A 24,823-nucleotide genomic window follows, 5' to 3' on the forward strand; every position below is an offset into this window, starting at 1 on the left:
CGTCCCTCAAGTGTGAGGGACGGACCTTTATTCTATGCCGCCACTACTTTCCGAACACAATTTCACCATCCATCATGGTCATCCATACATCCGTCTCAAGGATTTCTTCTGCTCTGACTTCAAAGAGATTTCGGTCTAAAACCACTATATCAGCCTTCTTTCCCGCTTCAATCGTTCCCAATTCATGCTCTCTGAAATTCCCGTAAGCAGGTGATTTCGTGTAATGGATCAAAGCATGTGCCAATGATATTTTCTCTTCCGGATTCCATCCACCGTGAGGAGTACCGTCTTCGTGTTTTCGGGTGACAGCCCTGTATAGACCGAGCATTGGATTCAGGTCCACGATCGGAAAGTCCGTTCCAAATGCAATGCTCGCGTCATGCTGCTGCAAGGAACCGATCGGCCATGTGTACCTGGAACGTTCTGTGCCGAGTCGGTCCAAGTACGCATGAGTGTCCATTGATCCCGATGTCAGATGCTCAGGCTGGATGGATGCAATGACCCCGAGCTCCCGAAATCGATCGAAGTCTTGTGGACTGCATACTTCAATATGCTCGATGGTATGCCTGGAATCCCGGGGGCCATTCACATTCCGGGCATGCTCATACAGATCGAGTCCTACCCGCACTGCTGCATCCCCGCAAGCATGAAGACGGATCCGGAATCCTTCACGGTCAGCATCCTCGATCCATTTTCGGTACACATCGGGCTCATAAATGATTCCACCCGTTTCGTTGGGGCGGTCAGCATATGGCTGCAACAAATACCCGGTATACGTGAGTGGAACCCCGTCCAGAAACTGCTTCAACCCAGAAAACTGAAGCTTGTCCGAGTGAAAATGATTTCGATGACGCTTGCTTCTCTCAAGGTCTCCGTCCAACACGTCCAGGAAGTGGATACGTGTCGTGAGTTTTCCTTTCTCTTCAAATTCCCGATAAAACGTGGGGTCGCCCAATGTATAACCCGGAAGAGGCAGCATGTCGGAAACGGAAGTGATCCCGAAGGAAGAGGCCTTCTTGAGCATCCCGGTCATCAATCTGTTTTTCACCTTCTCATCAAATGTGAAAGCTTTCACCACATACTGAACGGCAGTCTCATATAGAAAACCTGTTGGTTCTCCATTTTCATCTTTTTCAATTTTTCCGAAAGGGGGTTCAGGTGTATTCCGGTGGATCCCCAACCTCTCAAGTGCAGCCGTATTCAACCATGCGCTATGAGCTTCTTCATTCAGGAGGACGACTGGGCGGTTAGGAATATATTGATCCAGTGAATGACGGGTGGGAAGAGTTTGGCCTGGCCAGCGTACATGATGCCACCCGAACCCAAGTACCCATTCCTCGTCTGGATGTTTCCCGGCATATTCGGCCACCATCTTCGCCGTAGCTTCTTCTGTAGACCCGAAAGTCAATTGACAAAACCCTTCAAACATCGCTCCTAAAAACCAATGAAGATGAAAGTCATGAAACCCCGGAATCACAAGGCGGCTTCCGACATCCCATACTTCAGTGCCCGGTCCCCTGAAACCTTCCATTTCCGAACGGGGGCCAACCCCGATGACCTCTGTATCTTTTACAGCTGCGAACCCGTCCATCGGAGAAGAGGTATTCCCCGTAAAAAGGGCCGTACTTACAATGATTTTATCGGCTTTCATCGCCATTCCCATCCTTTATCATCTGATATATCGATTGTAACCAGAATAAGGAAGGAACACAATTTATGAAAACTTTCCCTTTCAAGAAGGCATTGTAAAATCCCATGTTGAATACATAAGGAGAACAAGAAGAAAAGGAGAATGAGTATGCTGACAAGAACCTTCCCGGTAATGGAAACAGAAAGATTCCGTTTACGTCAGATGCAAGAAGGGGATGCCCCTTGTGTATTTCATTATTTCTCAAAAGATGAAGTCACCCGATATTATGATCTGGAATCATTTCAAGAGGAAAAGCAGGCCGTTGACATCATCAACAAATGGAACGAGAGGTTTCACGTAAATGAAGGAATCAGATGGGGGATTGCTTTAAAAGAATCCAATGAAATCATCGGAAGTTGCGGTTTTCATCAATGGGAAAAAGAGCATTTTAAAGCAGAAGTGGGGTTTGAAGTTCATCCTGCTTATTGGAGACAAGGGGTTATCACAGAAGTTTTGAAACCTATCCTCCGATACGGATTTGAAGAAATGGACCTTAATCGAATAGAAGCGTTTTATGATCCGGAAAATATCGCTTCAAAAAGAAGTCTTGAGAAGGCTGGTTTTACGTTTGAAGGTGTATTGAGAAAAGCGGCATTTGAAAAAGGTGTCTTCTGCGATGCGGCTGTCTGCTCTCTTTTAAAAGAAGAATTCTAACCACAAATTTAAGACGCTGCTTATGCCTATACCACATAAACAGCGCCTTAACTTAAGTAAACCTTATTCAATTAACTTTCCTATCCTTTCTTACTAATACACATACGTAGCATTCATTTAATTCATTTTAAATTAATGGTCTTGCATGTATTATTTAGTTTATTTTATCTTGCCGCTGATTTTCCCACACGCCCACATGTTACGAAGATAGTTTTCACGGGCTATCCTCTTGCGTATCATGATGTTAGCATGCTTCGCTTACACTCTTCATTGGAATCATCTCCTGAAATAAGATTGCGCATTCCCACATGTCCACACATCTTGAAATCAGTTTTCACGGGCCGATCTCAAAAGCGAGATGTGATGCTGACATGTTTTGCTAACTCACTTCATTGGAATCACGCCTTCCTTTAAAGATGTTGTTTGTAAATCATTTATTAATTATATATTAACAAATTATAAAATTAATGCAAATGTTCAGAGTAATCAATATAATGCGATTTGGGCTGATTTTTGAATTGAAATTGGTGGTTATCTTACTTTATCTCATTTTTTCTTGTTTTTTGAAAATCATTTTTATTAGCTATAAAACATTACGTGGTCCGTTCCTTTCCGCTGCAGGTGCTCGCTTTCCGCGGGGCGTGAGTTGAGCCTCCTCGGGCTAAAGCCCTGTGGGGTCTCAACTTTCACGCGTTTCCCGCTGGAGTCGAGCACCTTCCGCTCCAATCCACTCTGTGCTTCTTCATTATTAGTCACTATAAAAAATGAATAGATCAAGCCCTAAAAACATTCTACTTAAGAAGAGCATATAACTCTTCTCCTGCTTAATTAAATCAATGAATCGTGAAAAAACAGTTGCTAATCCAATCTTCTATTAAGGTAATTCATTTCCAGATCCATTTCCCTGTTCACAAGTAGTTCCATTTCTTCAAGATGCCGCGTTTCTACGACGGGGTCGAGGTGGGACCAGTGGATTTTGTTGACGAAGTAGTAGTTTCTGATTTTCCTGAGGATGACCAGTGAATGGGGGAAGTGGTCAAATTCTGCTTTTATGCTGTTGAAGCGGGTAAAGCCCCATTTTGTCAGTTTCATCATTCATCACCTAATGTTCTATTACCATTTCTATTCGTTCCTAATCATCAGAGAGCATACTGAATTTAAACAAACGTTTGTTTAGTGATTCAAAATGTGTATTTTACTAGGGTTCAAGGCATTAAACAACTGTTTAACAGAATTTACATATCCCATGACGTCCTAAGATTGTCATTGCCATTCCCGAAGGGGTCTTGTTATGATGAGAAGGTTATGAATCGTAAAGAAAAGCTAGGAGAATGAGCTTTGAATAAAGTATTGACCAACTATTCTATTTACCCATATGAGGCAGAAAAGAAGGAAATCCCGATCGCGTCACTCCATAAGGGAGAGACTTCGAAGCAACTGATATCCTCCCATGATGAGGATGTTTTTTTCTTTCGGACGATGGAAGAGGCGGGCATCCACCTGAATGCTTCGCAGATTGAAGCGGTCCGTCATGTCGATGGTCCGTGCCTGACCCTTGCCGGTGCGGGTACGGGGAAGACGACGGTCCTTGTCTGCCGCGCAGGTTACTTGATGACGGTGAAGAATATTCAACCAAGGAATATTCTGCTTGTGACATTCACGAAGAAAGCGTCGGAAGAAATGAAGCAGCGGATCGCGAGGCTACCGGGTACTGAACATGGTGGACAGGTACATGCCAGCACGTTTCATGCCTTGTTCCTTTATTTATTGAGATCCCGCCATTATACACAGGAAGTCATTGGGAATGAGCGCTATAAACAGATTATATTAAAACAGATCCAGAGGGAAATGAATATTTATGACCCCTATGATGCAGAGACGCTCCTCGCCAAACTCTCTCATTATAAGCTGAATCAGAAGGATATCAGAGAGCTCCCTGAAAAATCTAAGTCAGAAAAAGAAGTGCGGAGCATTCTTTTAAAATATGAAGAGTGGAAACGTATGAATCATAAGATGGATTTTGATGATATTTTGACCGAGGCGTATCAATTGTTATTGGGAAATCCAAATCTATTGACGTCTCTTCAGCACCGTTTCCAATACGTAATGGTGGATGAGTTTCAGGATACGAATCTAGTTCAATACGAGCTTATCAAATTGATTGCCGCTCATCGCAATCTGTTCGTGGTAGGGGATGATGATCAAACGATCTATACCTTTAATGGAGCACGAAATGAATTTATTTTGGACTTTGATGAAGAATTCCCGGATGCAAAAGTCGTGACCCTGAAAGAAAACTATCGATCCGATGCCTATATCATCGGGCTCGGGAATGAAGTGATCGGGAAGAATGATCATCGGCGGGAAAAAGAGCTGATCGCCACTAAAGTGGAAGGACATAAGCCTCTCTATTCAAGACCCGCAACGGCAGATGAAGAAGCGGTCTGGATTACCGAGGAGATTCAAAGATTAATAGGGGAAGGCTATGGTTATGGGGACATAACGATTCTCCACCGCACCATGAGCAGCGGGCGTGCTGTGTTCGAGCAGCTTCTCTTAAAGGAAATTCCCTTCACGCCCTATAATCAGAAAGATTCCCTTTTCTATGAAAACTGGACGGTGAAACCGGTGGTGGATTACTTACGGTTATCGATTGTTCCAAGAAACTTCTCAGCCATGGAATCGGTCCTGCCCACCCTTTTCATCCGGAGAGACCGGGGGATGGCGCATATTCTGGAAGAGGAACAGAAAGAGAGAAAGAAGTATCCGCTCATTCACTTAACGACTTTACCAGGACTCAAGCCGTTTCAGGTGAAAAATATAAAAGAACGGATGAAATTTCTGAAGGGAATTGGAGATCAGTCACCGGAAACCGCGATTAAGCGTATCCGAAAGGAATTCTACCATCAATACATTGATGCCCAGGAATCACATGTGGTGACAGAGCAGAAAGAACTGATCAAAGAGATGCTGGATGAGCTGGAAGGCTCTGCGAAACGGTTTGATACCATCTCAAGTTTCATTACCTTCATAGATGATATGAAAGCAAAGTATGAGGAGATTTATTCGAATCAAAGAGGGAGCAAGGACACGAACAGCGTTTCCCTTATGACCATTCACCGATCAAAGGGTCTGGAGTTTCCCGTTGTGTTTCTGATCGGGGCCATCGAAGGGAATCTTCCTCACAGTTCTGCCCTCAATGCCAATAAGCTAGAAGATAAGGTGTACAAAGATCCGAATCAAAAGGAGAAGGCAATGGGAGCGGTAGAGGAAGAAAGGCGGTTGGCCTATGTGGCCATCACCAGGGCAAAAGAGAAATTATTTATTTCTTCTCCGGCCTATTACCAAGGGGAACAGCGGAAGTGTTCCCGGTTTATTGCAGATTTGTTCAGGCAGACTCCGCATGCTGAACAGCCGAATACGGATCAAAAGGCAAGAAGGGGAAAGGTGAGTAAGATTCTGGCATGGGTTTGTACGAGCCCCAAATGCATTGCATGGCAGAGGCCGGAAACCCATGAGGATACGAAATCAAAGGTTTGTCCCATTTGTTCGGGTCCGATGAAGCTCGGTGAAAAGGAAATTACGGAATAAAAACAGCCCCGGTGTCCTGGAAAGACAGGATACCGGGGCTGTTCTGCGGTTTATCGACCCTTATACGGATATATCGACCTTTAGAGAAAAATATCAACCTTTAAACGGATTTATCAACCGAAGTTTCAGGATATCGACCGTTCTACAAAATCAACATTTTCTGCACACATGTTCATCAAAAAGCTAAAACATCATTGTGAAAAATGATCATCATGTGAATCAATCTTCTTTGCATCATTTGAATCCAAAGCCTGTCTTAAGAAATAAATCAGGATACTCATGATCATGCCCAGCATCACGATCAAGCCAATCGTTATCGTAATTCCCATCAGATGATGCCCTCCTTTTTTATCTAGCTATCGTCAAAATGTCATCATTTTAAACGTCTAGTATTAGTCTATGAAAAAGGAGGGGAGATATATTCGGCCTGAAGGACAAAATAATTCAATGAAAATTCTTGTTAAGTGCGTCGATCAATCAAAACGGCGCGAACCGGTGAGCCGTCCCCTTCTTGTAGGGGAAGGGGGAGAGCCACCAGTTCGTAAACCCCTGGATCTACATGGGAAAGATCGATCCCTTCCAAAATCCCGATATCATGTTCCCGGAGAGAATGGTGGGCGACTAATTCCTTGCTATCCAAAGGATCGACAGAAGGAAGGTCCACACCGATCAAATTAATGCCCTTTTCTTTCAAAAAAGCGGGCAGCTCTTTATGAACAGGAGGAATATTCTCAGGGAATTTGCCTGAAAGCTTCCATGCGTTGGTCTTGAATAGAACCTTATCTACACCAGTAAAATCAATCCCCATTACATGTTCAGGACTGATTTCCAGAGTTCCCTCTACCGATACCACGATTGCCCGTCCCATGAATCGCTCAAGGGGCATGTCGAGTATCCGTTTCCCGTCACTGTCAAAGTGGAAAGGAGCATCAACATGGGTGCCGGTGTGTGAGCTCATCGTCAGCTGCCCGACATTGACGGATCCTGTTTCCTCCTTCGTCCAGTTCAATGAGAAGGTAAAGGGAGTGTCTCCCGGCCAGATCGGTGTATCATTCTTAAGGGGTCTGGAAATATCAATGATCTTCAAGTGGTTTCATCCTTTCTATCAGATATTAGGCAACAACATTCCGCGTGTTTTCAAACTGCTTATATTCTTCATTTTCCATGATGTTCTTCAGGATTTGAATGGTCTCCCAGACATCTTCGTAGGAAGAATAAAGAGCCACTGGAGCCAATCGGATCACATTTGGTGAACGAAAGTCAGGTGTTACCTTGTTTGCTTTCAAGGCTTTGCAGATTCTTGCGGCTTCTTCATGCTTTAAGCTGATATGCCCGCCTCGGCGGTCGTCATCAAGTGGATTGCAGACGGTGAAACCATGACCAGAAAGTTCCTGGTTGATGAGGTCCATCATGAATCTTGTAAGAGAAAGGGACTTTCTTCTCAGTTTCTCCATCCCTGCTTCCTCGAATAGCTCAAGGGAGCCGAGTAACGGTGCACTGCTTAATATATGCGGAGTGCCAATTTGATAAGCTCCGGCAGAGTCAGCGTGAAGGAGCGTATGATCCATATCGAACTGCGTATCCTTACGGGAACTGAACCAGCCTGATAGACCAGGCTTTTTCCCTCTATGCCTGTTGTGAACGAATAGTCCACCTACACCACCCGGGCCGCTATTTAAGTATTTGTAATTGCACCAAACCGCAAAGTCTACCCCATCCTCGTGTAATTGGTGGGGAAGGGCGCCGATGGAATGGGCCAGGTCGAATCCAATCACAATACCACGTTTATGTGCTTCGTCCGTCAATTGTTTGATATTCAATAGCTGACCGCTTCGATAAAGAACGGAAGGTAATAGGATAAGGGCGATATCGTCTGTCATATTCGCGATGATATCTTCTTCTCGTAATGTGTATCCGTCCGTGCTCATTACTTGTATCAAATGTTCGTCTGGGGAGTAGCCTTTCAGCTCAAGCTGACTTTGAATCGCGTATATATCGGACGGGAATGTCAATTCATCCGCCAGGATCTTTGTGCGTTTTCCACCAGGCTGATAGAAAGTGGCCAGTAATTGATGAAGATTCGTCGTAATGGAACCTGTGACGATGACTTCCTCTTTTTCTGCTCCGATTAAAGGGGCAGTCATCTCTCCAAGTTTCTCAGAATAATAGAACCATGGCTCCTGTCCGTCCATCCATCCATCGATTCCGTGTTCCTTCCAATCTTGGAGGGACGTCAGCAGTGAATTCTCCGCCCGTTTCGATAATAAGCCTAAAGAATTCCCATCCATATAGTAGTGATCTTCTTTTATGTAAAATTCATTGCGGAAATGAGTCAGTGAGTCTTGTTTATCCCATTCCTTAGCATGTGCCAGTGTTAATTCTTCTGTATGTTTCATCCCAATCCCCCTTGTACAGTCTTACCAAAATCATAATCGAAATGATTTGAATAGTAAAATAATTATTTCGATTCACAAAAGAAAGTTATTTATTATTGAATAAATTATTCGTAAATGTATAAATAATCAAAAAAGTCTGGTATAAATGGATTAATATAATAATTTTCACGATTATTATTCATTTTTGAATAATCTCGTGAGGATTGAAGGGGAGACTGTCGGTGACTGAATCGAAAAAAATCTGGAATGAAAATGAAGCCATTCTTCATTCGTTGCAGGATGATATTTTAGTAACAAATACAGATGGAATCATTTTGAAAGTCAGTGAGGCGACCGGTGAGATCTATAATGTGAAATCGGAGGATATGGTGGGGAAATCCGTCTATGATCTTGAGAGGGAAGGAATCTTCACTCCTTTATTAACACCCATCGTGTTAAAGGAAAAGAAAAAAATCACCCTTGTGCAAACGAGTAAAGAAGGTAAGAAACTACTGGTTACAGGGATCCCTGTCTTTCATGAAAATGGGGAACTTGTTCGGGTCGTAAGCTATTCACACGATGTTACGGAATTATTGAATATGAAAAAATACTTAGAGGATATGGAAGACGAGATGGAAAGGGTAAAGAGTGAACTTGAAATTCTCAGGGGCCTCCATCATTATTCAGAAGGAATTATCGCGACTAGTGATGAGATGAAAAGAGTATTGCAGGTTGCCCTCCAAGTATCGGAAGTGGATGTGAACGTTCTGTTGTTAGGGGAATCCGGTGTCGGTAAGTCCCATATCGCCAAATTCATTCATAACAAAAGTCAAAGAAAGGGCGGGCCGTTCATCGAAGTCAATTGCGGGGCTATTCCAGAATCCTTATTTGAAGCAGAATTTTTCGGGTATGAGCCCGGATCGTTTACTGGAGCAGATCGTAAGGGGAAGGTAGGATTAGCTGAATTGGCAGAAGGTGGGACGCTTTTTCTCGATGAAATCGGGGAACTTTCACCATCAAATCAAGTGAAAATTCTAAAGTTCATTCAAGAGAAACAGTTTTATCGGGTGGGTGGAACGAAGCAAAGGAAAGTGGATTTTCGTGTCTTGGCTGCGACCAATAGAGACTTGGAGATGGCGGTAGAGAAGAGGGAGTTCAGGCAGGATTTGTTCTTTCGGTTAAATGTAGTTCCCATTACGATCCCGCCTCTAAGGGAGCGGACATCGGATATCATTACCATGATCGATTACTTTGTGAGTTATTTTTGTGACAAATATCAGCGTCAGAGAACGATGGATGAAGGAGTGATCCATCAGCTGCTGATCCAAGAATGGAAAGGCAATGTCAGGGAATTAATGAACTTGATCGAGAGATTGATTGTGACATCTTCCAATCAGTTAATCGAAATGGAAAACCTTCCGGGGCAATACATAAAACATATTGGTGACCTGTCTGAGCTTGGTCATGACGGGCAATCGTTGAAAGATATTCTTGAAGCGGTTGAGGAACAGGTTCTGAAGAAGGCGAGAGACAAGCATAAGACCACAACTCAGATGTCACAAAGTCTTGGTATCAGTCAACCTTCCGTAGTCAGAAAACTCAAAAAGTACAAAATAAAATAAAAATTGGCATGATACTTGCAAGATAATAAGGTGAATAGAATCAAAATCGGAAGAAGGAGGAGCGGGGTCTGAATTTGAACGTCCAAGATCGAGAATTACATTTCAAAGGGGTGTTTAGCAATGGAAGTTGGAAAACAAAATGTCAGTGAGTTACAAAATCAGTCCGGTCGATCGGTAAAGGAAGCGATGAAGTTTATCATTCCTTCCTTACTAGGGGTATTGTTGTTTTTGATTCCTATCACCTATGAAGGAAACATGACCATTGGGGTCGGGATATTTGCCTCTTATTTTCAAGGGATGCTCGAAGATATATTGCCATTATTCATGACCGTCATCTTTGGCCTATCAGCTCTGATGGCCATTTATACGAAAGTGTTCAATCCCCAGTGGGTTATTAAACAATCATTCTTGAAAGGACTTTTTGATGTAGGATATTTTTGGATCGCCATCCGCGTCATCGGGACTGTTTTTGCAGTGATGACCGTTAATGGAATCGGTCCGGAATGGATCATATCCGACTTTACAGGTGGGACGGTTTTGTATTCGTTAGTTCCTGTCTTGACCACGTGGTTCTTGTTTGCAGGTTTATTAATGCCCCTCCTCCTGGATTTTGGACTGATGGATTTCTTCGGAACGCTACTTCAGAAAATCATGAAGCCCTTATTCCAGCTGCCGGGAAGATCGTCCATCGATGCCCTTGCTTCCTGGATGGGGAGTGGGACGGTAGGCGTTCTGATTACCACAAAACAATTTGAAGAAGGATATTACACCAAGCGTGAAGCCGCTGTGATTGCAACGAACTTCTCGGTTGCTTCCATCGCATTCAGTCTCGTGATTGTCAGTTTTATCGGTTTGGAATCAATGTTTGTCCAATTATACGGGACGGTCGTGATTGCAGGAATTGCTGCCGCAGTGATTTGCCCACGGATCCCGCCGCTTTCCCGAAAGAAAGACACCTATTATGAACCGGTCGGCATGCAAATTTCTGAAACGGTCCCTGAAAACGTATCTCGTCTTCAATGGGGATTCGAAAAAGCCGTAGAAAAGGCATCTGAAGTGAAAAGTGTAGGGGAAGTGACGAAAAAAGGACTGCAAAATGTATTGGATATCTGGTTCGGTCTCATTCCACTCGTCATGGCACTGGGGACACTGGCTTTAGTCGTTGCAGAATATACACCAGTGTTCGATGTATTAGCCTATCCGGTCGTACCATTCCTTGAGCTCCTTCAAATACCACAGGCAACAGATGCAGCACCTGCGATGATCGTCGGATTTGCTGATATGTTCCTGCCGGCGGTGGTTGGAAGTGGGATTGAGAGTGAGTTAACGAGATTTGTGATTGCCGCTATGTCTCTTACTCAATTAATCTACATGTCTGAGATCGGGATCCTTTTGATTAAATCCAAGATTCCCATCAGCTTTTTAGATTTGTTCATCATCTTTATCCAACGTACGATCATTACATTGCCAATCGTAGCGTTATTGGCGCATTTTTTCTTTATGTAGGACCTCGAAGATTTATACAAAAAGGATATGGGGGTTACAGAAATGGAACGAACGTTTGAACAGCTTATTGAGCGCATGCCTGATCGCCTAGCACCGAGTATGGCTAAGGATCATCCGAATTTACCAGTCGTCAAAGAAGAAGGATGTTATTACTATGGACTGGACGGGAAAAAATACCTTGATTTCACTTCAGGGATCGCCGTCACGAATGTGGGGCATCGTCATCCGAAAATCGTGCAGGCCATCAAAGATGCAGCAGACGGGCTGATGCACGGTCCGTCAGGTGTCATCATGTATGAATCGATCCTTCGCCTGGCAGATGAACTGGCAGAGATACTCCCTGGTGACCTGGATAGTTTCTTCTTTGCCAACAGCGGGACGGAAGCGATTGAGGGGGCAATCAAGCTGGCTAAATATGTGACGAAGCGCCCATATGTAGTTTCCTTTACTGGATGTTTTCATGGACGCTCCCTTGGTGCCTTAAGTGTCACCACTTCCAAGAGTAAGTATCGAAAGTTTATGCAGCCATCAGGATTAACGTATCAAATTCCCTATGCAAACGAACGGGAGTGCCCAGATGGACAGGATTCAGCCTCATATGTTGTCAGCAAGCTCGAAAAGGATTTTGAAACGCTTTTTAATCATCAGGTAACTCCTGAAGAAGTGGCATGTGTCATTTTGGAACCCGTACTTGGGGAAGGGGGCTATATCGTCCCTCCGAAGGCCTGGCTTAAAAAAGTGAGAGAAATTTGTGATCGCCACGATATTTTATTGATTTTTGATGAAGTGCAAACGGGGTTCGGCCGTACAGGAAATTGGTTTGCCGCGCAAACCTTTGATGTGACACCTGATATTATGGCGATTGCCAAAGGAATTGCTTCTGGACTTCCTCTGAGCGCGACGGTAGCATCCAATAAATTGATGAGGCAGTGGCCCCTTGGAAGCCATGGGACGACGTTCGGTGGAAACCCGATCGCTTGCTCAGTTGGTCTTGCTACCTTAGAAGTCATGAAAGAGGAACACCTTTTGGATAATACGAAGACGATGGGGGCTTATGCCGTTTCAAAGCTTGAAAAATTGCAGGAGAAACATTCTGTGATTGGAAGTATCAGGGCAGTAGGATTGATGATCGGGATTGAAATCGTTCATCCCCAATCGGGTAAACCGAATCAGGAAGGCTTAATGGACATCCTCGATCGGGCATTGGAAAAAGGGGTCTTATTTTACCTATGTGGAAACCACTCTGAAGTGATCCGCATGATTCCTCCCCTTAGCGTGACAAAAGAACAAATCGATGAGGGACTGCGCATGTTAGATGAGGCACTTAGTGAATATGAGGCTACGTTGATGAGTCATTTCGATTAAAAGTAAAGGCTATCTTTGTAAACTATGTTGCTTTTGAAAAAGAGAGTAGTTGCGGATTTCCGCACAAGATGATCGCTTTCAGCGTGTCGTGAGCCGCCATAGTCTTCTTGAGTTAAAGCTATGTGGGGTCTCTAACTTTCCAAGATGATAATAAATTCTTTTATTACCACTTTATTATGAATGGCTCTGTCACAAAAAACTTTTTAGATGGTGAGGGGAACTCCGTAGACTCCTACGGAAAACGGGCGTGCCGAGACCCCGGAAGCGAAGTATGCTGAGGAGGCTCGGCCGAACGTCCGTGGAAAGCGAAGCGGTTCCCCTCACCATTCAGCACACACTCTTTGACAGAGCCTTTGAAACAGCCAAAGCAAAAGGCCGGAATCAAGTACAAAAATGTACCTGTTTCCGGCCTTTTTATGATGATATTATGCTGTTTGCTGTAATTGAGCATCATTTTTGTTAGAAGTCATGAGAGTCACGACAATCAACACAATGATGGCTAACGGAACCGCAATGACGACACTGTTTAATTCAAACGGTTTCTGAAGGACAATCTCCCACACCAATGTGGAAATCACCCCAGCTACCATTGAAGAGACTCCTCCGGCAGCATTCACGCGTTTCCAGAAGAAAACGGCCAACACCGCAGGAGTAATGCCAGCGCCATAAACAGTGTAGGCGTACATTTGAACATCCAACACACTTGGGAAGTAATTAATGATGATGAATGCTAAAGCACCAAGTACAACAATGAACATCTTTGTGATTTTCAATTGTTTATCATCAGAAGCATTTGGATTGATGTACTTTCCGTAAATATCATAGGTTAGATTCGTTGCAGCAGATAATAAATACGAATTTCCTGTCGTAATGATAAAGGAAGCTGCTGCTGCCAGAAGGATTCCTCCGATTCCGATCGGCATTGCAATCGTCGTTGCCATTAAAGCCATTCCTGGATCGATATCCGGGAATAGAGAACGGGATGCAAAGGCGATGAGAGAAATGGCAGGAGAAATGATGATCATGGCAATAAGCCAACCAATTTGTCCCTTTCTTGATGAAGAATCTCCTTTAGATGAAGCCAGCCTTTGATACATATTCTGATCGCCCAATAACAAGAAAAGAGAAGGCAGTAAATAACCGATCAATTGGATGATGGATAAGTTGCCTGTTGCTGACATATGGGATGCAGGTACATTTTTAACAATTTCATCCCATCCTCCGGCAATGAAGAAAATGGTTGGAACGGTGATGATCAATCCACCGACCATTAGAAAACCACTCAGCGCATCTGTTTGAGATACAGAACGTAAGCCACCGATCATCGCTAGGAAAATGATCAGTACAGCACCAATGGTTGTACCAAGTCCAACAGACATGCCTGTTGTTAGATTAAGGATGAAACCGAAACCTTTCATCTGATAAGAAACGATTCCTACATAAGCTAAGATAATGATGATACTTGATAGATTTCGTGCAGTTGAACCATACTTCTCTTCGAGGATGGCTGAAACCGTATATTTACTGAATGCACGAATTTTAGGCGCTACAAGGTAAAGGATTCCGATCCCTACAAGGGTTGGGATCATGAGCATTAACGAAGGGATAATCCCGAAGCTGTAGGCTACAGACGTTTCCCCTCCTGATATACTTCCACTTCCAGTCCACGTTGCCAGTAATGTCCCCATTAAAACAAAGGGACCTAAACTTTTTCCAGCGAGAATAAAGTCATTACTGCTGGATACTTTCTTGGACATATACGTACCAATCCCAATCATGAGTACGGCATAAATCCCTATAAACCATAATAACTGCGGGTTTTGTTGTAATTCCATAAAACGATCATCTCCTGAACAGTATTTGTTCACGCGAGAGAACGTTGATTCATTTCTTAATCACAATATAATCACCGGTGAAAAGATAAACACATTTTAGCCTGGATGAGGTAGAAAGGGTCTACCTGCCCATAAAACCATTGAAAAAAATTTAGAGGTAGTTAGAGGCTTTGAAAATGTCTTTCGTTGTGATGTTTTTCATGAATGCTTGTCTCACGTAAAAACATTTCTCCTTAACCTTAGCACATATTCTTTTCGATAAAAAATGCATAAAAAGCCTGATTTAATCAGATTTTCGGCTGAAAATGACACGAAGGGAAAAATTGGGATGAAGGCTAAGGCTATACAGGACAATTGGTAGGGAAATAGAAAAAATTATTCGAAATTTACAACAAATAGAGGTCTTTCGAATAGGTAAAATAAAACTTTATACCTATATTTGTTTTGTTGAATATAGGTTGAAAGAACTATAAATTAGTAGGGGACATAATAAAGGGTCGATCAGTTGTTCACTGATCGACCCTTTAGAGTCTTTTAACCGAAATGGCTTTACGCATTTTTCTGAGGGCATCCTGTCCCTCCATTTCCCGCCTCATCATGAGATTCACATAAAGAGCATCAATTAATGTCAATTGAGCAATACGGGAAGATAGTGCTTCTGAACGGTAGTCGGTTTCCTCCGATACAGTGAAAAGGGACGTATCGACTCTCTGACTCAAGGGTGATTTGGCAAAGTTGGTGATGCAGATGGTCTTTGCGCCGGTTTCTTTCACGATATCAAGGACCTGTAAGATGTCCTTCGTCGAACCGGAATGTGAAATGAACACAGCACAATCTTCATCCGTCATCTGAGAAGCGGTCATAAGCTGAATATGACTGTCGCTCGCTGCGTGCACCCGTAAGCCGGTCCGGATGAACTTATGATAGGCGTCAAGTGCGATGACCCCGGACCCGCCACTTCCGAAAAACTCGATGGAGCGGGAGTTGCTCATGATGTCCACTGCTTTCAACAGTTTTTTCTCATCTACCACCATCAATGTGTCTTCAATGGTTTTGATATTGGATCGGAATACTTTTGTGGCAATGGTTTGTGCCGTATCGCCTTCATCGATCCGCTCATGAATGTCCTTAAGACCTGTCACAATTTCAGAGGCAAGGGCAATTTTCATCGCCTGATATCCTTTAAAGCCGATTCGTTTACAGAAACGGAAGACAGTAGAGTCGGCAACTCCTAAATCTTCGGCCAGCCCATTGATGGTTGAATGAATGATTTCGGTCGGGTTTTCAAGAATATAGTCGGCAATTTTTTTCTCCGTCACACTGAACTGGGGATAGTGGGAACGGATGCTAGCTAAACAATGTTGATGTTGACTCATTAGACACCACTCCTGTAAGGGTTTTCATAATTACATTATACAAGATTTAAATAAAAATAAAAATAATTTCTGTAAACGGTTGCAAAAAGAAAAATATTTTTTATAATAGAGATAGTTAGAAAATAATTTTCCTGGTAGTTTTGTTCATTTGAAAAAAGCTCTCTTACTAAATTGAGAGAGTGGTAGTTACATAAAGTGTTTTGGAAACGCTTTACGATTCTGTCAGGATCATATGTTATAAAAAAATTGGCAGCGGGGCTGTCGTGACGAAAGAAAGGTAGGGATACACAATGTCAGATCAAATGCTTATTTTAGTGGCACTGGCCGGAATTTTTCTTCTATTATTTTTAGTAATTAAAACAAAGCTTCACGCTTTTGTTGCCCTATTATTAGTGAGTTTAATCGTAGGGATCGCCGCTGGAATGCCTTTGCAGGAAGTCGTTGCTTCGATACAAAGCGGAATGGGCGGGACCCTCGGGTTTGTCGCTGTCGTTGTTGGTTTAGGTGCGATGTTCGGTCGTATGCTTGAAGTATCAGGGGGGGCGGAACGCCTCGCTCAAACACTGATTAACAAATTCGGGGAAGATAAGGCACAATGGTCACTTGGTATCACAGGTTTTCTGGTAGCCATTCCCGTATTCTTTGATGTAGGGTTTATCATTCTTGTACCAATCGTATATGGATTGGCACGTAAAACTGGAAAGTCACTGCTATACTATGGAATTCCATTACTTGCAGGTCTTGCCGTTACACACAGTTTCATCCCGCCGACTCCAGGACCGATTGCGGTTGCGGACTTAATCGGTGCAGACCTTGGATGGGTGATCCTGTTTGGTGCGATTGCAGGGGTTCCATCCATGATCATTGCAGGCCCACTCTTTGCGAAATGGATTTCAAAACGAATTCATGCAGTTGTGCCTGATTATATGCAGGCTGAAGAAATGGAATACGATAAAGAGCTGCCGAGTTTCGCTCTGATTGCTTCACTTATCTCGATTCCATTAGTATTGATCTTATTGAATACGCTTTCGGGTGTTATGTTAGATGAAGGTAACATCGTTCGCTCAATCTTGACGTTCTTGGGACATCCTTTCGTAGCGTTAACGATTGCAACGTTACTGACATTCATCTTCTTGGGAACAAAGCGTGGCTATTCGCGCCAGGATGTTCAGGATATTGCAACGAAGGCACTTGAGCCAGCTGGAATCATCATTCTTGTAACCGGTGCCGGTGGAGTATTCAAACAAGTCTTGATCGACTCTGGTGTAGGGGAAGTACTTGGTGAGATGATGGCCGGTTCAAGTCTGCCTCCGATCGCCCTTGCATTCTTGATTGCCATGGTCGTTCGTGTGGCTCAAGGTTCCGCGACCGTATCAATGGTTACAGCAGCAGGATTGATGAGCCCGCTGATTGAAACGCTGGGTATGCAAGGTCCTGTCCTTGGTTTAATGGTTATCGCCATTGCATCAGGAGCAACGGTCTTCTCCCATGTGAATGACAGTGGATTCTGGTTAGTGAACCGTTACTTTGGATTAGACGTCAAAGATACGTTAAAATCTTGGACAGTGATGGAAACACTCATTGGATTTGTAGGATTCGGAGTAGCGTTCATTTTAGGGATATTCATTGGCTAAAATAGGATAGAATAATAGTAGAAGAGGGAAGAGCCATGTCGCTTCTTCCTTTTCTCTATTTATTTAGGAGGAAAGAAGATGTCAGAATTCATGATTGGTGTCGATATCGGGACCACAAGTACAAAAGCGGTACTATTCAATAAAGAAGGAAAAGCGATCGAGCGTCACGGGATCGAATATCCATTACATACACCAACGCCGGCGACGGCTGAACAGGATCCTGAAGAAATTTTTCAGGCTGTCATTAAGTGCATCAAGGAAGTGGCTTCAAGTACAAAAGAAACGATTTCGTTTGTGTCGTTCAGCTCTGCCATGCACAGTTTGATCCTTGTGGATGAGAAGGATCAGCCTTTGACCCCTTCCATTACATGGGCGGATAACCGAAGTGCTGCTTGGGCTGAGAAAATAAAGAAAGAAATGAACGGGATGGAGATTTATCGTAGAACCGGCACACCGATTCACCCGATGTCTCCCCTTGTGAAGCTTGCCTGGCTGAAGGATGAAAAACCGGAATTGTTCGGGAAAGCCGCAAAATTCATCTCGATCAAAGAATTTGTTTTCAAGCGTCTATTCGGAAAATATGTAGTGGATTATTCAATTGCCTCGGCAACCGGGATGTTCCATCTGGAAAATCTGGCATGGGATGAAGAAGCAATGAGAGTGGCGGGTGTATCAAAGGATCAGCTTTCGATTCCGGTTTCCACAACGGAAAGCCTGGTCGGATTAAAATCTGAATACACGGAAATGCTGGGCTTGCCAGCCGAAACGCCATTTGTTGTAGGTGCAAGTGACGGGGTTCTATCGAATCTTGGCGTAAATGCCATCGAACCTGGTGTAGTGGCTGTGACGATCGGAACGAGTGGGGCGATCCGTGCCGTCACCGACCGGCCTGTGACAGATCCGAAAGGCCGTATATTCTGCTATGCCTTGACGGAAAAGCATTGGGTGATCGGAGGACCTGTTAACAATGGAGGAATGATCTTCAGATGGGTCCGTGACGAACTCGCTTCAGGAGAAGTCGAAGTGGCAAAGCGATTAGGGAAGGATCCTTATGAAGTGCTCACGGATATTGCAGCTAAAGTGGAGGCCGGATCAGAGGGACTCCTGTTCCATCCGTATATGGCTGGGGAACGAGCTCCTTTATGGAACGCTAAAGCACGCGGCTCTTTCTTCGGACTGGGGATGCATCATAAAAAAGAGCATATGATCCGTGCGGTCTTAGAAGGAATTGTCATGAATCTTTACAGTGTTCTCCTTGCCCTGGAGGAACTGATCGGGACACCGAAACGGGTACAGGCTACCGGTGGATTCGCCCGTTCTGAACTGTGGCGACAAATGCTCTCCGACGTGTTCGATCAAGAAGTGGAAGTACCCGAGAGCTTCGAAAGTTCATGCCTTGGAGCCATCGTGCTCGGTATGTACGGCAGCGGAATGATCGACTCATTGGAGGCAGTTAGTGAAATGGTGGGCTCTGTTCATTCCCATCAGCCTGATCCGAAAGCGACAGAAGCTTACACCAGGCTGATGCCGATCTTCATCCGGGTTCCACGCTTGTTAGAGGAAGAATACGAAGCCATCAGTGCTTACCAGGAAGGAAGCTGACTCGATTGAGTCGGCTTTTTTTCTGGAAGTACGTCCGAAAGGAATCACTTAGCCAAAACATGTCCTTTTCATGTATAATAGAAACGAATATACCTTTTATTATCAGAGATTATCTATAGATAAATGTGAAAGAGAGTGAAACGAAAATGGGACGTAAATGGAATAATATTAAAGAAAAGAAAGCGTCTAAGGATGCAAATACAAGTCGTATATATGCAAAGTTCGGTCGCGAGATTTATGTGGCTGCGAAGCAGGGAGAGCCGGATCCTGAACTGAATCAGACGTTGAAGTTCGTTCTTGAGCGTGCGAAAACATACAGTGTACCGAAGCATATCGTGGACCGTGCCATTGAGAAGGCGAAGGGCGGTTCAGAAGAGAACTATGACGAATTACGCTATGAAGGCTTCGGACCGAATGGCTCCATGGTCATTGTGGATGCCCTGACAAATAACGTCAATCGTACAGCTTCAGAAGTACGTGCAGCATTCGGTAAGAATGGCGGAAACATGGGTGTGAGTGGATCGGTTGCCTACATGTTCGATGCGACAGCCGTGATCGGAATCGAAGGGAAATCCGAAGAAGAAGTCATGGAAATCCTGATGGAAGCAGACGTGGACGCGCGTGATATCATCGAAGAAGAGGATTCCGTGATCGTATATGCAGAGCCGGATCAATTCCACGCAGTTCAGGAAGCATTCAAAGGTGCCGGTATCACTGACTTTACAGTTGCTGAGCTAACGATGCTTGCTCAGAATGATGTTGAACTTTCTAGTGACGATCAAGCTCAATTCGAGAAAATGATTGATGCGATTGAAGACCTGGAGGATGTTCAACAGGTTTATCATAATGTCGATTTAGGTGAATAACCGTTGATGAAGCCCCTTGCGCTTAGTGCGCCAAGGGGCTTTTTTTAAATAAACAGCTTAAGAAACTTCAGATAATCTCAATTAAAGTGGTAAAACTACTGATATCCATTTTAATAGAGGTGATCCAATGAAGAAAATGAAGTTAAGATTTATGGTGGTAATGGTCTTCCTATACACGGGGTTCTGCTCAATTGGATATGCCCATCCTGATCAGGAAAGTGCCAAAGTCGACGTAAGCGATGTGACGTATATTCAGTCGGAAATGGTACCTGATCCTAAGTTAGAGGAAGCATTTAGTAAAGCTTTAAACTTGAAACGCGGTGAAGATCATGTCCAATATTATTATAATCATGTCGACTTGAATGATGATCAACAACCGGAAACATTTGTATATGTAGTTGGCTTCCCGGTGTGTGGAAGCGGTGGATGCAGCGGGGCGCTATTCACAAAGGAGAACAATGAGTATAAACTCATGACGGTATTCTCATTGGTCAGGAGTCCTATTATCATTCAAAACGAAAAAACAAACGGGTGGAAAAATATCATCATGTATGTTTCCGGTGGAGGTATAAAAGGAGGCTATAAACAATTACTTTTCAATGGCAAAACCTATCCGTCCAATCCGTCGGTTCAACCGGATGTCCAACCAGGGAAGATCAGCGGTCTGGGCATCATTAACGATGATATCTCAAAGAAAGAAGGCATTTCTTTTTAGTATTAATAAAAGGTTCTTTTTGCAAAGACTGTTGCTTTTGACTAAGCTAGTGGTGGTTGATTTCCGCTCCAGGTGCTCGCTTACCGCGGGGCTTGAGTTGAGCCTCCTCCGCATTTCATACCTTCCGCTACAATCAGCTGACAAAATTGAATTCTTTTCCAGTGTTAAAAATAGTACTTTCTAATATAAAATTGTTTCTTGTTTCTGTTGATAAAGTAATCATTTCTCAACTGTCTTTATTTAGCTCTGTCACTTGAAACTGGTTAAAAGGGTGAGGGGAACTGCGTAGACTCATGCGGAAAACGGGCGTGCCGAGACCCCGGAAACGAATTGTGCTGAGGAGGCTCGGCCGTAAGTCCGCGGAAAGCGAAGTAGTTCCCCTCACCCTGTAGCACCTGCTTGTTGATAGAGCATGGAGATCAATTTTTACGAAAAGAGCCATATGAAAAAACAGGGCATATTCCTAAAAATGGGAGTATGCCTTTTACAATTACATGATGAATAAAAAATGTCGGGGAAGGTCGTATAAACACTTTATTTGTCGAATAGACTGAAAATTCAGCATAATACTTCATTCTCTCAGGGGGCTTTGTTATGCTAAAGATGAAATCTGAATAAATACGTGAAAGAGGGAGAGGAAAATATGGGACTAGATCAACTTGAATTGCAGCAAGCAAAACAAAATGTGAAGGATAAAACCAAACCCTATTTAACGGCACTGATTGGTTGGAGCCTGCCGGCCATCGAAGCGTGTGCAAAGTTAGAAAGGCCATTTGTCGTTGTTGGCCCGCCTGATTTTGAGGCTTATGCAGAAAAGCATGATATTGCTTTTGTCGGTTGGGATTTCGATCGGTTGAACGAAGGTTCAGATCATCTTTACAAACAGCTGAAGGCACTTGGTGCTGAAGTCGCCATTCCACTATATGAAGAATGTGTGGAATGGGCAGGGGCATTGAACTCCCGTTTCCGCAATGAGCCGCGCATCTTTAACCGTTCGCTCCTTTTAAGGGATAAAGGGATGATGAAGCGTAAAGCCCAAATTGCGGGAATCAAAGTAGGTGTATTTGAAGAAGCAAGGGATAAAGAGGATGTAAGGAGATTTTTGAAGCGTGTGAATGAAGCCCTCTTGAAAGTGGAAGGGGATAAGAACGACCCCATTCACGTCAAGCCTCTTGATAAAGCCGGTTCCGTCGGTCATCGGGCCATTGAAAATCCAGAAGATATCGATGCTCTCACTGAATCTGAATTCCCTCTCCTGATGGAAAGTCATCTTGATGGTCAGGAATTCTCGTGCGAAGCATTCATTCATAAAGGAAAGATCCAATTTTTAAATATAACGGAGTACGTACGATTGGGCTATTCCAATTTCGTACCGGCTTCTCCGACCCTTGAAGAAAAGCGTCCGATCATCCGTGAGGCTATTCAGCAGCTCATCGATGCATTCGAAATTGAATACGGTGTGATTCACCCTGAATATTTCATCACCTCTGATGGGACGCTTCATTTTGGTGAGGTCGCAGCCAGAGTACCGGGCGGACACATTTTTGATCTGATTGAGCGAGCCTACGGATTCAGTGCGTATCAAGCCCAGATCCTTTGCGGTGATCCAAATACGACAGAAGAAGAACTTAGAGAGTTCTTTCCATCGACAGGTGAGAAAGCAAAGGCTCATGCAGGCTGCCTGATGGTCCATCCTCATGTGAATTATGTGGAGAAGCTGGAGGTACCGGATGAACTGGAGAATCATCCATATTTCGAAAAGCATGATATGTTCAGTCCGGCTCAGGGGAAAGTCGCTCAGCGGATCGGTTTTGGGAATCATTACGGGACGATTTTCTTTTATGGGGAAGACAGTGAAGTTATGAGGGGTTTGTTAAAAGAATACGAACAATTTAATTTTTATATTTAAAGAACGATGATGATACCAGTCATCCTTTCAGAAACAGCCTATCCGATATTCTGATCGATAAAGGAGTTTTGAAATGGCATTTGAATTAACGTCTAAGTTGGAAGATCGATTTTTGCAAGCGCTGAATGAATTGGAGAGTGCAGCTTCCTTTGCGAAATCAATGTATCAGACAGACGTCTATCAGGAAGCTCAGAGATTACTGGATACAGATGAAGGGCTAGGGATCTTATATCAGAGCGCAGACCGTTTTGAACAGGCAGGGGTATTCCAGGACGGGCCATGGGAGAAAGCATCCAAGCTCCAACCACCTCTTGTTTCCGGATCCCTGCAGGCAAAAGGGTTGCCTTCGATCATAGAAATCCTGAGCGAACTCAGGATGCTTTCAATCGCGGAAGATCAATATGATCATCCTGATGTTTCGGCCGAAATGGCGCAGGATTTCCTGAATGAGGTCATGGTCCTGAATCTAAACCTTCTTTTCCCGGAAGCAACAGAAGCGGCGCGCATTGAAGCTGGAGAACAAAGGGAAAGAGCAACGGACTTATTCAGGTTCCTATCGGATAAGCTTTCCTATCAAGCGCTGACCACGACACTCATCAAAGAGGTCGAACGATTGACTGCGCAGCGTCCGATCATGGTGAAGCGGACCGTTTCCATGATTGAAACGGCCAAGAAAATGCTTCATTCTGATCTTAGTGTAGCGGAGCGTCTGGTATTGGAGAAGTATGTCTCTGCCATTGAAGGTCCGTCCCCGTTGAGCAAGTCGATAACTCAGCCGGGTGAATATCGTAAAAAGCTGATGGATCTGTCTCACGAAGAGCTGGAGAAAGAAGCAGTCGCATGTGCCCAGTCCATGCGGGAAACCGGGTTGGTCGCCCCTCAGCATGCGATTCTTCTGAGGTACCTGTCCAGAAAGGTGCAGGAGCTTGTTCCGGCTGCACTTCAGTTAAATGATAAAGGGAAAGCAAACCTTGATGAACATGCTGAGCTTGTGTTTCAACTGATCAAGGTAGCGATCTATCCTGCCACTAAACAATCGGTGTATGGGCTTGCCCTCATGCTTGAACGAGGGGTCCTTTCATCTTCCCCTGTGTCACCGGGATTGAAGAGGCTGATTGAGCTTGATATTAGACCGGAAGTAAGAAAAACCCTCCTTAATTCCTGCAAATCGGGAGACGGTATTACGGCAAACTCGGTTCTCCTTGCAGGTGTCATTAATGTCCTTGGGCAGCCGATCGGGATCGGACAAGGGTTGAATCCAACCTGTCAAACAGCACGTGGGATCAGCCTTTGGGCCCAACATGCTCCCGGGTATTTACTTGAACTGATTCCAAGGGCTGCAAGAGACGGGGATATTGATATCAAGTTTGAGGGCACACCGATTCATTCCAAGGATTTAAGCGGTGGGCTTGCACCTGAGCTTCATCAGGAGCTGGATCCCGTGTCCCTTGTCCTTGTCCCTCATCTTGACCGGATTTATAGTGAGATGATGAGGAGGGTATCCCTTAGAGGGGAAGATGGACATCGCTGGGTGAATCCTGAGTTTTATGGCGATTGGGTTCAAAAGGGATTCAGCACGGTGATCGATCCATTATCTGGGCTCATTTCCGACTATCCGGGCTTTGTAAGACTGTTCTATGCCACTCATCATCCAGAATATAATGATGATTACGGTTTGATTTATCCAAATCCAGTTGGGATTTTCATTACGAACGTGCATGGGAAACTTCTTGGATTTCACGCCGTATCGATTTTGCGGATCACTCAAGATCCTAAAGGTGAGTATCGGATCTATTTCTACAACCCGAACAATGACGGGTCACAAAATTGGGGGCAGGGAATCGAACCTTCCGTTATGGATAATGGGGAAAGGGAAGGAGAGTGCTCCCTCCCGTTTCATGAATTTGTCTCACGCTTGTATGCTTTCCATTACAATCCCTATGAACAGGGTGATGCCTTCGCGGTGGAAAATGACATTGTGGATGACATTAAAGACCTTGCCAGGGATAGTTGGGGAAAGGATTATACCTGGGTTTAAAGCTGACGTTGAGTAACTTTGGTTGCTCAACGTTTTTTTTGTTGA

At 44.1% G+C, this 24,823-nt stretch carries 18 protein-coding genes; 11 read left to right on the forward strand and 7 right to left on the reverse strand.

Annotated features, from left to right (window positions below):
- Positions 1-43: 43 nt before the first annotated feature.
- Positions 44-1,651, reverse strand: a complete 1,608-nt coding sequence (locus ACIGG7_RS00785; RefSeq protein WP_397548401.1) for an amidohydrolase — start codon at positions 1,649-1,651, stop codon at positions 44-46.
- A 147-nt stretch (positions 1,652-1,798) separates the two neighbouring features.
- Here ACIGG7_RS00785 and ACIGG7_RS00790 point away from each other — a divergent pair, with 147 nt between their 5' ends.
- Positions 1,799-2,344 carry a GNAT family N-acetyltransferase gene (locus ACIGG7_RS00790; RefSeq protein ID WP_224941961.1) on the forward strand — a complete coding sequence of 182 codons (546 nt, stop codon included), beginning with the start codon at positions 1,799-1,801 and terminating at the stop codon, positions 2,342-2,344.
- Between the two features lie 858 nt (positions 2,345-3,202).
- Here the strand turns inward: ACIGG7_RS00790 and ACIGG7_RS00795 are convergent.
- On the reverse strand, positions 3,203-3,439 hold the full coding sequence (locus ACIGG7_RS00795) for a hypothetical protein (protein WP_224941962.1): 237 nt from the start codon (positions 3,437-3,439) through the stop codon (positions 3,203-3,205).
- 243 nt (positions 3,440-3,682) lie between these two features.
- Between ACIGG7_RS00795 and ACIGG7_RS00800 the strand changes: the two genes are divergently transcribed.
- Positions 3,683-5,935, forward strand: a complete 2,253-nt coding sequence (locus ACIGG7_RS00800) for a UvrD-helicase domain-containing protein (RefSeq protein WP_397548402.1) — start codon at positions 3,683-3,685, stop codon at positions 5,933-5,935.
- 191 nt (positions 5,936-6,126) lie between these two features.
- Here the strand turns inward: ACIGG7_RS00800 and ACIGG7_RS00805 are convergent, their stop codons facing one another.
- From ACIGG7_RS00805 to kynU, 3 genes are all read right to left on the reverse strand, one after another.
- Entirely contained in the window at positions 6,127-6,264 is a 138-nt protein-coding gene (locus ACIGG7_RS00805; RefSeq protein ID WP_224941964.1) for a hypothetical protein, read from the reverse strand.
- 131 nt (positions 6,265-6,395) lie between these two features.
- Positions 6,396-7,022, reverse strand: coding sequence for an arylformamidase (gene kynB / locus ACIGG7_RS00810; protein WP_397548403.1), 627 nt, complete (start codon positions 7,020-7,022; stop codon positions 6,396-6,398).
- A gap of 25 nt (positions 7,023-7,047) precedes the next feature.
- Entirely contained in the window at positions 7,048-8,331 is a 1,284-nt protein-coding gene (kynU, locus tag ACIGG7_RS00815) for a kynureninase (RefSeq protein WP_397548404.1), read from the reverse strand.
- 221 nt (positions 8,332-8,552) lie between these two features.
- Here kynU and ACIGG7_RS00820 point away from each other — a divergent pair, with 221 nt between their 5' ends.
- From ACIGG7_RS00820 to ACIGG7_RS00830, 3 genes are all read left to right on the forward strand, one after another.
- Entirely contained in the window at positions 8,553-9,932 is a 1,380-nt protein-coding gene (locus tag ACIGG7_RS00820; RefSeq protein WP_397548405.1) for a sigma-54 interaction domain-containing protein, read from the forward strand.
- Between the two features lie 120 nt (positions 9,933-10,052).
- The gene (locus ACIGG7_RS00825; protein WP_397548406.1) at positions 10,053-11,438 is read left to right on the forward strand and encodes a YjiH family protein; all 1,386 of its coding nucleotides are present in this window, start codon (positions 10,053-10,055) and stop codon (positions 11,436-11,438) included.
- A 42-nt stretch (positions 11,439-11,480) separates the two neighbouring features.
- On the forward strand, positions 11,481-12,803 hold the full coding sequence (locus tag ACIGG7_RS00830; protein ID WP_397548407.1) for an aspartate aminotransferase family protein: 1,323 nt from the start codon (positions 11,481-11,483) through the stop codon (positions 12,801-12,803).
- Positions 12,804-13,228: 425 nt separating this feature from the next.
- On the opposite strand, the gene ACIGG7_RS00835 is transcribed toward ACIGG7_RS00830, so the two are convergent.
- Complete coding sequence (locus ACIGG7_RS00835; RefSeq protein WP_397548408.1) at positions 13,229-14,638, reverse strand: sodium:solute symporter family protein; 1,410 nt, start codon at positions 14,636-14,638, stop codon at positions 13,229-13,231.
- A 524-nt stretch (positions 14,639-15,162) separates the two neighbouring features.
- Complete coding sequence (locus ACIGG7_RS00840; RefSeq protein ID WP_397548409.1) at positions 15,163-16,014, reverse strand: MurR/RpiR family transcriptional regulator; 852 nt, start codon at positions 16,012-16,014, stop codon at positions 15,163-15,165.
- A gap of 290 nt (positions 16,015-16,304) precedes the next feature.
- Between ACIGG7_RS00840 and ACIGG7_RS00845 the strand changes: the two genes are divergently transcribed.
- The 6 genes from ACIGG7_RS00845 (at position 16,305) to ACIGG7_RS00870 (ending at position 24,778) form a co-directional block, all read left to right on the forward strand.
- Positions 16,305-17,648 (forward strand): GntP family permease, encoded by a 1,344-nt coding sequence (locus ACIGG7_RS00845; RefSeq protein ID WP_224941972.1) that lies wholly within the window; start codon positions 16,305-16,307, stop codon positions 17,646-17,648.
- Positions 17,649-17,738: 90 nt separating this feature from the next.
- Entirely contained in the window at positions 17,739-19,250 is a 1,512-nt protein-coding gene (gene gntK / locus ACIGG7_RS00850; RefSeq protein WP_397549073.1) for a gluconokinase, read from the forward strand.
- A 146-nt stretch (positions 19,251-19,396) separates the two neighbouring features.
- Positions 19,397-20,116, forward strand: a complete 720-nt coding sequence (locus tag ACIGG7_RS00855) for a YebC/PmpR family DNA-binding transcriptional regulator (protein WP_224941973.1) — start codon at positions 19,397-19,399, stop codon at positions 20,114-20,116.
- A gap of 127 nt (positions 20,117-20,243) precedes the next feature.
- On the forward strand, positions 20,244-20,831 hold the full coding sequence (locus ACIGG7_RS00860) for a hypothetical protein (protein ID WP_397548410.1): 588 nt from the start codon (positions 20,244-20,246) through the stop codon (positions 20,829-20,831).
- A gap of 643 nt (positions 20,832-21,474) precedes the next feature.
- Positions 21,475-22,740, forward strand: a complete 1,266-nt coding sequence (locus ACIGG7_RS00865) for an ATP-grasp domain-containing protein (protein ID WP_224941975.1) — start codon at positions 21,475-21,477, stop codon at positions 22,738-22,740.
- Between the two features lie 73 nt (positions 22,741-22,813).
- A complete protein-coding gene (locus tag ACIGG7_RS00870; RefSeq protein WP_224941976.1) occupies positions 22,814-24,778 on the forward strand; it encodes a hypothetical protein in 1,965 nt (654 codons plus the stop codon).
- Positions 24,779-24,823: the final 45 nt, after the last annotated feature.

Origin of the sequence: Rossellomorea sp. NPDC077527 (assembly GCF_044542955.1) — a bacterium.
In the GTDB taxonomy this organism is placed as follows: Bacteria; Bacillota; Bacilli; order Bacillales; family Bacillaceae_B; genus Rossellomorea; species Rossellomorea aquimaris_E.